The 10,745-nt window shown below is 34.8% G+C and carries 12 protein-coding genes; 6 read left to right on the top strand and 6 right to left on the bottom strand.

Annotated features, from left to right (window positions below; genetic code table 11):
- Window positions 1-156 precede the first annotated feature (156 nt).
- The gene (locus NL281_RS03580; protein WP_253303634.1) at window positions 157-306 is read left to right on the top strand and encodes a WPE palindromic element domain-containing protein; all 150 of its coding nucleotides are present in this window, start codon (window positions 157-159) and stop codon (window positions 304-306) included.
- A 132-nt stretch (window positions 307-438) separates the two neighbouring features.
- Here NL281_RS03580 and NL281_RS03575 read toward each other — a convergent pair whose 3' ends face one another.
- Both NL281_RS03575 and NL281_RS03570 read right to left on the bottom strand, forming a co-directional pair.
- Window positions 439-1,194, bottom strand: coding sequence for an SDR family oxidoreductase (locus NL281_RS03575; protein ID WP_182319884.1), 756 nt, complete (start codon window positions 1,192-1,194; stop codon window positions 439-441).
- Window positions 1,181-1,996, bottom strand: a complete 816-nt coding sequence (locus tag NL281_RS03570) for a YihY/virulence factor BrkB family protein (RefSeq protein WP_006279712.1) — start codon at window positions 1,994-1,996, stop codon at window positions 1,181-1,183. The genes NL281_RS03575 and NL281_RS03570 overlap by 14 nt, the downstream gene beginning before the upstream one ends.
- A 135-nt stretch (window positions 1,997-2,131) precedes the next feature.
- Between NL281_RS03570 and NL281_RS03565 the strand changes: the two genes are divergently transcribed.
- Window positions 2,132-2,452 (top strand): TrbC/VirB2 family protein, encoded by a 321-nt coding sequence (locus NL281_RS03565; RefSeq protein ID WP_015589492.1) that lies wholly within the window; start codon window positions 2,132-2,134, stop codon window positions 2,450-2,452.
- An 809-nt stretch (window positions 2,453-3,261) separates the two neighbouring features.
- Here NL281_RS03565 and recF read toward each other — a convergent pair.
- The 3 genes from recF to NL281_RS03550 form a co-directional block, all read right to left on the bottom strand.
- Complete coding sequence (recF, locus tag NL281_RS03560; RefSeq protein WP_182319834.1) at window positions 3,262-4,341, bottom strand: DNA replication/repair protein RecF; 1,080 nt, start codon at window positions 4,339-4,341, stop codon at window positions 3,262-3,264.
- Window positions 4,342-4,357: 16 nt separating this feature from the next.
- The gene (gene bcp, locus NL281_RS03555) at window positions 4,358-4,825 is read right to left on the bottom strand and encodes a thioredoxin-dependent thiol peroxidase (protein WP_006279715.1); all 468 of its coding nucleotides are present in this window, start codon (window positions 4,823-4,825) and stop codon (window positions 4,358-4,360) included.
- Window positions 4,826-5,014: 189 nt separating this feature from the next.
- Window positions 5,015-6,442, bottom strand: a complete 1,428-nt coding sequence (locus NL281_RS03550) for a sensor histidine kinase (protein WP_209473279.1) — start codon at window positions 6,440-6,442, stop codon at window positions 5,015-5,017.
- Window positions 6,443-6,507: 65 nt separating this feature from the next.
- Between NL281_RS03550 and NL281_RS03545 the strand changes: the two genes are divergently transcribed.
- The 4 genes from NL281_RS03545 (at window position 6,508) to NL281_RS03530 (ending at window position 9,540) form a co-directional block, all read left to right on the top strand.
- Window positions 6,508-7,683, top strand: coding sequence for an aspartate aminotransferase family protein (locus tag NL281_RS03545; RefSeq protein WP_155969393.1), 1,176 nt, complete (start codon window positions 6,508-6,510; stop codon window positions 7,681-7,683).
- A 14-nt stretch (window positions 7,684-7,697) separates the two neighbouring features.
- Window positions 7,698-8,204 (top strand): ribosome maturation factor RimM, encoded by a 507-nt coding sequence (gene rimM / locus NL281_RS03540; protein ID WP_006279718.1) that lies wholly within the window; start codon window positions 7,698-7,700, stop codon window positions 8,202-8,204.
- Between the two features lie 62 nt (window positions 8,205-8,266).
- Window positions 8,267-8,833 carry an elongation factor P gene (efp, locus tag NL281_RS03535; protein WP_006279719.1) on the top strand — a complete coding sequence of 189 codons (567 nt, stop codon included), beginning with the start codon at window positions 8,267-8,269 and terminating at the stop codon, window positions 8,831-8,833.
- Window positions 8,834-8,841: 8 nt separating this feature from the next.
- A complete protein-coding gene (locus tag NL281_RS03530) occupies window positions 8,842-9,540 on the top strand; it encodes an inositol monophosphatase family protein (protein WP_182321100.1) in 699 nt (232 codons plus the stop codon).
- On the opposite strand, the gene hemA is transcribed toward NL281_RS03530, so the two are convergent.
- On the bottom strand, window positions 9,532-10,734 hold the full coding sequence (gene hemA / locus NL281_RS03525) for a 5-aminolevulinate synthase (protein ID WP_253303633.1): 1,203 nt from the start codon (window positions 10,732-10,734) through the stop codon (window positions 9,532-9,534). The genes NL281_RS03530 and hemA overlap by 9 nt on opposite strands.
- Between the last annotated feature and the right edge of the window lie 11 nt (window positions 10,735-10,745).

Below are 10,745 nucleotides of genomic sequence, written 5' to 3'. Positions count from 1 at the left end.
CTCTATTCAAGTAATGTTACCAATCTTTCCTGTATATGTGAATTTTTATTAAACCTATTAGCTAATTACTTTTAGGCTTGACGCATAACTGTACGAACATTGCAATTTGCGTGGCAGATTCCAGTGCTTGACACACAGCTGTACAAACATTCATTTTTGAAGGTAAATTGCACAGCAAATGATGTCATTCAAGTAGCTGACACTGGTTCCTTTATGACGGCAGTGCCCAGAGGTGTCATCCCAGTGCCCAGACACTGGGATCCAGAAAACTTAACTTTAAATAAGTGGCTGCATAATAAAGACTAGATTCCAGTGTCACGCACTGGCATGACACCATAGAGGCACTGGGATGACATCCTTCCTAGTGGAGATTACTCTCAAATCACAATGTTCATACAGTTGTGGGCTTAATGGTATCTTTGCAGATACTATGGTAATTTATTCAAAAGACTTACTGAGTGGCAAGATTTCTCCTGATATGCTACAATCTTCAGAAGCAAGTTCCACAAATTTATCTGTTAGTTTATCAGGTGGCACCAATTCAGATCCAGGAAATGCCTGCTCACTACCCACAGGTCCTTCCGTGTATACAGCATTTACACATAATTTTGTATGTTTTGTCTCAGATGCATATATCTGCACCATTATTTCTAGTGCAACTTTACTTGCAGCATACGGCATCCAATATGGATAAGAGGAAGGAGAAAGTGTCACTTCTGAGGTCATGAATATCGCTCTTCCAGCATTAGACTTTTTTAGCATTGGATCTAAGTTTTTTAGTAAGTACCAATTGGCAGTAAAATTTGTATTCATTACGTTCTGTAGCTCTTCAATCTCACAGTCATGAATGGGGTTCAGTTTGCCTAAAATTCCAGCACACGCAACTAATATATCAAGTGCTCCAGATTCTGATAATTTCAGGCTTTCTATCATGTTTGTCAGTATCTTTACATTCTCAAAGTCTAAAAGATCAAGCTGAATTAGTTTCACAGAGCCTTCTTTAAATTCTTCAAGCTCTTCAATTTCATTATATAGTGGCTTGAGATTATCAAGAGATCTTGAAATCAGAATCACACATGCACCTTCTCTTATAAACCTTTTTGCAACAGCAGAGCCTATTCCACCTGAAGCTCCGGTGATTAAAGCTACTTTACCTTCTAACTTACCCATTTCTTTCTCCTTAGCGAGATCCATTGAAATATTTTAGCTGAAAATTGAATTTTGCTCCATATATAAAAATCAAACTTAGCATATAAAAAAATAGTAATGACACTACCACACCACCTAAACTTCCATATATCAAATCCAGTTGGTCAAAGGAAGCTTTTAAGTATTGCTTAAAAGCTGAAGCAGAAATCGTCCAAAGAATAACAGCTACACAAGATCCAGGAAATACGTCTGATAAATTTTGTTTTATGTTTGGTAACATAAAATATAGCCAAGAGACTACTGTGAAAAGTACAAATTCAATAAGTAAATACCTAGTATAACTTAGCCCCTGATAGGAAAAATCAATTAGCATTGGTACTAGTGTAGAAAACACTATAGTTAGAGTTATAATAAGCGTGATTACTAAAAATTGTAATATACTTAGTACTCTTCTTAATATATAAGGCGGCGAAACCGGAACTTTATAGGCCTTATTGAGTATTGTTCTAAGCCCTTCAATTGTCGATGAAGCGGTCCAAACAGCACCTACAATTGCTAAAGTTAGTAAGCTTTGCGGCGGGCCTGATATTATCTCCCTAATACGCGGCATCAAAGATGATAAAATATCCTGTGGCATGTTATCAATGATAAATACCCAGCCAATGTTGTACTGGTCTAAAAAATTTGCGAATGTTGACGCCACAGCCATTAAAACGATGAGAAAAGGAAATATTGATAACAGAATTAAAAATGATAAATACCCTGCATGCTCCACTCCATCATTATGAATTGTGTCAATCAAAGCACGATAAAGGCAATAAACGATGCTGTAAAATTTCTGTAGCACTGTAATATAGACGAACCAAGAAAAGTATTCTAAATGAAATAAAGGATACTTTTAAGCAAAAAATCCTCACCATTTACTTAAATTTAATCAAAGTGAAGGATAATCCAGCATTAAATAGAAATTATCGGAGGCGTAATGAAAAATTTTCTTCTACTTGTGGCTTTAATTCTCTCCTTTGCATTTGATGCAAATGCTGCAAATACTTTTGTTGATAAAAATGATACAACATCATCGGTGATATGCAAGATAATAGGCTATACTCACGGCATAGGTGGACCGATGATCACAATAGTGATAATTGGTGCAGCTTTGCTTGCGATATTCGGCAGAATGCCATGGCCAGCGCTTTTTGCACTCGGTGCGTTCACTGCTGTGTTTTTTGGCGCTCCTGTAGTCGTTTCAAAAATAACACCAGGAGGTGTGATTTGTAAAGACGGTGCAGTAGCGGATAAGTAATAGAAATTATTGGAGGCACAAACGTAGTTTTCTTTACTTGAAAGTGGTCAAGCTGACCACTTTCAGTGTCTATGAATACCTAATAAATTCTCTTTCTGTAATCATATCAGTTAAAGTTTAGATTCCAGCGTCACGCGCTGGAATGACAAGGCTTATCGTCATGCCGCCGCATACCGTCATACCGCGATTCATTCGCGGTATCTCATCAGCTAACAAGCAGCGGAATAACGGTTGTCGTTTAGCTATGAATATTAAGAAATTTACCAAATAAAAAAAAAGGCAAAAGAAGCCCCGTGGTTGGCTAATTACTTACATTATACTTTCAAGTATGGCGTTTTTTTATTCTAAACGCTTAATAACCGCGATTCAGCTGCTTTTAAGCCGCAACTAATCTAAATTATAAACATTAAGAAATTTACTGAGCGAAAAAAAAGGCAAAGAAACCCTAGGGTGGCTAGCATTCAAATTCTCCCTTGTCAATTTGACGTTTTTTGCTGTCTTAAACGCTTTGTAAGCGCGTTTCAGCTTATATAGGTAGAAACCTAGAAGTTTTATAAAGACATGAGGTGCACATAGTGCAAAAATTCAGCATGATTTACGCCAAATACATTAAGTTTTTTATCATTAATCCACTGCAGAGATTGCGAAGATAAATAAATAGCTTCAGTTTCATGATAAGGGGACTGGCGAAGTTTGTAAAGTAACTTTTGCATTTAATTTAAAGTAAAAAAAACAGAAATGTTTTGGTTTGAGGTTTAATTGCCGGAATTTACAATTGGGAGTTGCCTGTATGAGCTTTGAAAGAGGTACTATTCATTTGATAATTCAAAAAACTTGAAAGAATAAAGATAGCTATTGAAATTATCTTGATTTACATCAGTTATCCAAGTTTGACATTGAATACTTAACACTTCCTCCATTAACGCCTTTCTGTAATGTTTATCCAGATGAGACATTATATCATCAAGTAGAAGAAGTGGTGCCTTATTGTAATGAATACACCTTGCTTTTACACTGGATAAAATAATAGAAAGCAGTAATAACTTTTGTTCTCCAGTGGAGCACAGATTTATTGGTACGTTTCTTTTTTGACAAAAAACCCGAAAATTATCGTTATGCACACCAAAGGTTACTCTACCAGTCAATGAATCTTTTTCTCTGTTTTCCTTTAGACGATTCTGAAAATATTCTGCAGTATCGTCCAAAGTTAGCTGGCTGCTGAATTTCAAACTTGCCTTCGGAAAAAACTCACTGGAATGGTTATCAATTGTGTCTTGTAGTGTCTTTAAAACAGACGATCGCATACGTAAAATACTAACTGCATTAACGGCCATTATGTTTTCAAGACTAGAGAGCCAATTTTCGTCCAAGGTGTTCTCTCTCAACAGTTTACTTCGCTCACGTTTAGCTTTTCTGTGTTTCATGTAGCAGCAAGTGTAATTTTCCTCAAACAGTGAGACTATACGGTCTAAAAATTTTAATCTGTCACTTGGAGAATTAAGAAGAACATAGTCCATTTGTGGAATCAGCCATATTACATTGGATATCTTATACAAAGATGAATAACTCGATTGCGTTTTTCCATCAATTTGTATTAGTTTCTTATCAAAACTCTTTGCGATACCAATTGAATTAAAATCCATTCCATTAAAAAAATCATAGTGCACTACCCAATCTTCATTACTGAATCTATTTTGTATCTCACTGGCTTTTGCTTTTTTCATTCCATTGCTTTTAGCAAGCAACGAGATTGCTTCAAGTATATTAGTTTTACCAATACCGTTTTTGCCAGTTATTACAACTGAGCTATCATCTGAATCCAGTTCAAAGTTTGAGTGGCTACGAAAATTATGTAATTTCAGCTTTTTTATGTAGCAATGGGTAGCCATTAACCTATTCTTTAGTTTATATTCTCTTTACTTCTTCCAGAACCTCATCAACATGTCCACTAACTTTTACATTTTTCCAGATCTTCACTATTTTACCTTTTTTATCTATTAAAAAAGTAGTGCGTTCTATTCCCATATACTTTTTGCCAAACATACTTTTCTCTACCCAAACACCATATTTTCCCAACATTTCAGCATTCTCATCAGAAACTAAAGAAAACGGCAGAGAATATTTTGCTTTGAAGTTAGTGTGACATCTAACACTATCTTTTGATACACCAATTATCACTGTGTCAAGGAAAGAAAAATCATCTATTTTATCTCTAAAGCCTTTTGCCTCCATTGTACAACCCGGAGTATCGTCTTTAGGATAAAAATAAAGAACTACATTTTTTTTATCAAAAAATTCACTCAGTGATAAATTTTCACCAGAATCTGTTGGTAAGCTAAAATCGGGTGCATTATTTCCTACTGCTAATTCCATACCTTGCTCCATTAATAACACTTCTATCTATAGTAGTATATTGTAGTCAGAGTATCAAATTTTATATATAGCTAACAGATAAGATTCTTGATGGGGGCTTATTGATGAATTTCTGCCTACCTTCTCGGCTTGCCGCTTTTGATAAAGTGTGGTTTTCGTCTGATGTAAGGCCATATCAAATAGATCCTATTAAAAATCAATCGAATCTTCACATGTTTGTTCTTCATAAAAGAAGTTCAATGTTATCGTAGTACCAAGTTTTGCTTCACTTTTAATGTCAAAAGTTCCACCCATTAACTCTACTAATTTCTTGCTTAGCGGCAATCCGATGCCCGTACCTTCGTTTCTATACCCCGAATCTGCTTGGCCAAAAACAGACATAACTTTATATATGTCCTGCTGCATTATTCCTATTCCATTGTCATGAAACTCAATAGTTAATAAGTTTTTTTCTATATTTTCTTTTATCACCATTCTTATTAAACCATCTTTGGGAGTAAACTTGATTGAGTTTGATAATAAATTTATTATAACTTGTTTCATTCTCTTGGGATCTGCAATGACTAATAATTGTTTATTAGTCATCTCTTTTTTTAAATTAATCCCGGCTTCTTTTAATTTAGGTAATAGCATATTTACGCATGAATCCATTATTTTGTTCAGGTTAAACTTCACTTTTTCTACTGTTAAACTACTTGATTCAGCTTTAGAAAAATCGAGCACATCATTAATTAAGGTAAGTAAGTGTGTTCCTGCATTATATATATCGTCTGCATACTCCTTGTATTGAGAATTATCCATTGAACCTAAAGTTTTATTTTTGATCAACTCCGCAAATCCAATAATAGCATTAAGAGGTGTGCGTAATTCATGTGTAACGCTTGCAAAAAACTTTAGCTTGTTTGCATTTTCTTGCTCTAATGTCTCTTTTATCTGCTGTAATTCAATGTTAGTTTTATGTTGCTTGGCTAGCATTTGGGTATTAGAAAAGTGCAAATAGAACATTATTAATATTAAGATTATTAATAATAGGCCCAAAAATGTTAAAAACAGGCCATATGCTATAACATAAGAATTATTGTAGTTTCGAAGAATCTTCAAAAAAAACGACGGTTTAACGCTATTTTCATGGAATATAGGGAAAATAGAAGTTAATGTATTTCCTGTAGTATAAAATATTTCTTGGTTACTTAATAGTTTATCAATTTCATCGTTTGTAAGTAACTGTTCATAATCATAATCTTGAGTGTTAAAATTACTGAATATTATTCTGCCGTTTTGATCATACAGTATTAAGCTGAAATCCTTTACTTTGCTCACTGATTGTAATAATTCAGCACGTAGTTTTACTAGTTGGTTTATGTAGTCAAAATTTTTGTATTTAATGTGATGCTTTTCTATTAGTAAATAATGGTATTTTTTTATTATGCCATTTTCCAGTACGCTTTTTAAGTTTACACTTGAATCACGGTAAGAAGAAAGGAAATTACTCCTTAGTAAATGATTACAATATATCACACTGAATAAAATCATAAAGATCGATGAGAGTAATACAATAACTTTTGTGTATTTGTTTTTCTTCAACGCAGAAAACATCAATTTACCTAGCTTATACATATCCTTCTTATTGTGAAACAACGGTTTTTATGTTATTAATAATAAAATTTAGCATATAATATTTTATGACAATTTCTCCTATTTTGCCAGTTTATTCTCCTGTTAATATAAATTTTTCTCATGGCAAAGGTATCTACCTATATGATGTTGATGGTGAGCGCTACGTAGATTTTCACTCCGGAATAGCCGTTAGTAGCTTAGGTCACACTAATTCGCGATTAATTAGTGCTCTTAAATTGCAAGGAGAAAAATTATGGCATATATCAAATACCTATAATATACCTGCTGCCAATAATTTTGCAGAAAAATTAATAAACAACAGTTTCGCTGACACTGTATTTTTCTCAAATTCTGGATCAGAGGCAGTAGAATGTGGGCTTAAGATTGCTAGGATCTATCAAAATGGAAAAGGCAATAAAAATCGTCACAGAATTTTAACATTCCATGGTGCATTTCATGGAAGAACCTTTTTAACTTGTGCTACAAACGATAAACAGAAATTTTCTGAATTACTAAATCCCTACATTGATTGGTGTGATAACATCGAGCCCAATATTGAGAGCGTAAAGAAAGCAATTTCAAGTGGTATAGGCGTTATATTAATAGAACCAATACAAGGGCAAGGTGGTATCAAAGTAATGAATGAAGTCTTTATGAAAGAACTAAGAAAGCTGTGTGATGAAAATGACATATTGTTATTTTTTGATTGCGTGCAATGCGGTGCTGGCAGGACAGGAAAATTATTTGCATACGAACATATAGGAGTGGAACCTGATATATGTGCTCTTGCAAAGGGAATAGGCGGCGGGTTTCCGCTAGGGGCTTGTCTTGCGACTGAAAATGCTGCTAAATATATGGCGGTCGGTATGCACGGTTCCACTTTTGGTGGCAATCCGCTTGCAACCTCAGTAGGTAATGCTGTGCTCGAAGAATTGCTCAGCCCCGGCTTTTTGAAAAATGTTGAAATTAGAGGTAAATACTTAAAAAATAAACTAGAAGACTTAGCAAGTAAATTTCCAATAATAGAGGAAGTAAGAGGGAAAGGGTTAATGCTTGGAATAAAAGTGAAAGCAGACAATCAAAAGTTTGCAGAAGAGTTAAGTCATCGCGGCTTGCTTACTGTTGGGGTAACATCAGATAACGTTGTGAGAATTTTACCTCCACTCATTATCACTGAAAAAGAGATTGATGAAGGCATCGAGATTTTGACTCAATATTTATCTGAGAAATCTTCTGATTAGATACTTGCATTAATATGAACGACAATCTGGTATGCTTAGGAATTATTACCTCTCCTCACGGAATTAAAGGAGCTGTTAAAGTAAAAACCTTTACTGAAAAGCCTGAAAATATCTCCTTATATGGTAAGCTAATAAGTGGTGATGAGAATTATAAAATAGACTCAGTATCCGTCATAGGTGATAATTTAGTAATAGCTACAATAAGCGGAGTAAATTCCCGTAATGAAGCAGAGCTTTTAAGGAATAAGAAGCTATATATAGAAAGAAGCAAGTTACCAGAGCTAAATGATGAGGATGAATTTTACCAAAGTGACCTTGTAGATATGGAAGTAAGGCTGAAAAGTAATGAATTATATGGCTATGTAAAATCTGTGTATAATTTCGGCTCAGGGGATATATTAGAAATTTTAGTTATCAGCACAAAAAAACGTATTATGCTGTCTTTCACTAAAGAGATATTTCCACATATAAATATAAAGGGGAGGTATATAGTATTAAATATACCAGAATTTATTGACTAATAAAGACTTTGATATTTATATAAAGCTATTTATAATTGTAAGATCAAACTGAAAATGTAATTATGGCAGAAAGAGCTAACGATATTAGACCAGGTCAGGTGTTGGAACATAACGGCGGATTATTTTTGGTTGTAGGTATTATGCATACTCAACCTGGTAAAGGTGGTGCATACATACAAGCTGAAATGAAAAATATCAAGACCGGAGCAAAACACTATGAAAGATTTCGTTCTGATGCAACAATCAGAAGGGCAATTTTAGATGAAGAGGAATATGTTTACCTTTTCACTGAAGGAAACATTGTAAATCTTATGCATCCAAGTAATTACGAGCAAATCACTATAAATTTGGACTTATTGGGAGAAAAAAAAATTTATTTACAGGATAACATGAAAATTAAAGTTGTAGCTTATCAAGACAAAATAATTTCTGCGCATGTGCCTGATTATGTTACACTTGCTGTGAAAGAAACAGAGTCTGTTATTAAAGGACAAACTGCTACTGCTTCTTATAAGCCTGCAATTTTGGAAAACGGAATGCGCGTTAACGTGCCTCAATTTATAAAAGAAGAGGATAAAATTGTAGTATATACTCCAGGTGACAGCTATTATGAAAGAGTGAAAGAGTAAAAGGAAGAATGTCCATCTCATCACCACGAATTAATGTGATGCTTGATTCTGTGCGTAGTGCTTCCAGGCAGCTTATGCGCGATTTTAATGAATTGCAAATTTCTAATGTTAAATCAGCAGACTTCATTAATAAAACTTATTCAAAATCCAAGCAAACCATATACGATTGCTTGCACGACTACAAACGAGACTATGGGTTTATTTCCGAAGATGATACTGACCAAGAAATAAAAGATAACGGTTATACTTGGTTTATTATGCCTATAGAGGGCAGGGAGAACTTTTCTAGTTGCATGGTTTATTTTGCAGTATCAGTCTGTCTCATTCATAAAAATAAAGTTGTGGCAGCTGTAATTGATGCTCCGGCTCTTAGAGAAACTTTTTGGGCAGAAGAAAAGAAAGGTGCTTTTCTTGAGGATTTTAGATCTCGTCATATAAAAATGCGGGTGAAAAGCCGTGAAGGGGGTCTAATAGATGTAAGTGGTAATTTATTAAATAAATTGCTGCCTGGCAATAGTAATGTACGCTCCATCGGTTCAACAATTTTAGGCTTTGCGTACCTTGCAGCAGGAAGGCACAGAGGAGCAGTTTACTCTGGAGTTAACAAATATAAAGCCTTGCTCGGTAGACTTTTTCTGCAAGAAAGCGGTGGAAGGCTAACGGAAGACAACGGATTGATTATTGCTGGCGATATTAAATTAGGATAAACAGGCTACAGAGATAGACAACTTTTCGAAAACTTTTACAAGAGATTCTGTTAAATGTTCTATCATTTCATCAGTATGATAAGGTGTAGGGGTAATACGGAAACGCTCAGTTCCTCTTGGCACTGTTGGATAATTTATATGTTGAACGTATATTCCATGCTCATCAAATAATAATTTTGATGCTTTTTTGGATAACTCTGAGTTGCCAATTATTATTGGAATTATATGAGTTTCTGTTGGAATGAAGTTAATTCCTGCATTTCTCAGTGAGTTTTTTACTTTTTCAACGACTTGCTTTTGCTTTTCCCTTTCAATGTTGCTCGATTTTAGGTGCTCAACGCTTGCCTTTGCTGCCGCTGCTAAAACAGGCGACATAGCAGTGGTAAAAATAAATCCTGGAGCGGAACTTCTTATTACATCTACCAAGCTCTTTGAAGACGCTATATACCCACCCATCACTCCAAAAGCCTTTGATAGTGTACCTTGAATAACGGTTATTCTATCCATCAGACCTTCTCTTTCTGCAATTCCGCCACCATGTGAACCATACATGCCAACTGCGTGCACCTCATCCAAATAGGTAATTGCATTATGTTGATCTGCAAGATCACATATCGCTTCAAGCGGCGCTATATCGCCATCCATTGAATATACGGATTCAAGTGCTATTATTTTTGGTGTCTTTTTGTCTATAGACTTGAGTAACTGCTCTAGATGATCAACATCATTGTGTTTAAATATATGTTTTGGCCTTTTTCCTGATTTTATGCCTTCTATCATCGAAGAATGGTTCTTCTCATCTGAAAAAATTACTACATTTGGGATAACAGATGATAAAGTGCTAAGTGTTGTCTGGTTAGCGAGGTAGCCACAAGCAAAAGTTAAAGCAGCCTCTTTTTTATGCAAACAAGCTAAGGATTTTTCAAGTTCGACAACCTCTTTTGTTGTACCAGATATATTTCTTGTTCCTCCAGCACCAACAGATGAATTTTGGATAGCGGCAATTACACTCTCATTTTGTGACATTCCCAAATAGTTATTACTGCACCAGACTATTACTTCCCTATTTCTTTCATAGTCCATAATGTGGGGGAGCCTACCTGGCAATGACGCAAAGTGCGTAAATTCACGGTAACGTCCCTCATCTTTTATATCTTTTATTTTATTCAAGAATATTTCTTCGTAGTTTACCAAGTCCTTATTTA

The organism is Wolbachia endosymbiont of Phyllotreta cruciferae, assembly GCF_918697765.1.
Taxonomy (GTDB): domain Bacteria; phylum Pseudomonadota; class Alphaproteobacteria; order Rickettsiales; family Anaplasmataceae; genus Wolbachia; species Wolbachia pipientis.
Note: the sequence above shows the minus strand (reverse complement) of the source record. Positions and strands in the feature narration are given on the sequence as shown.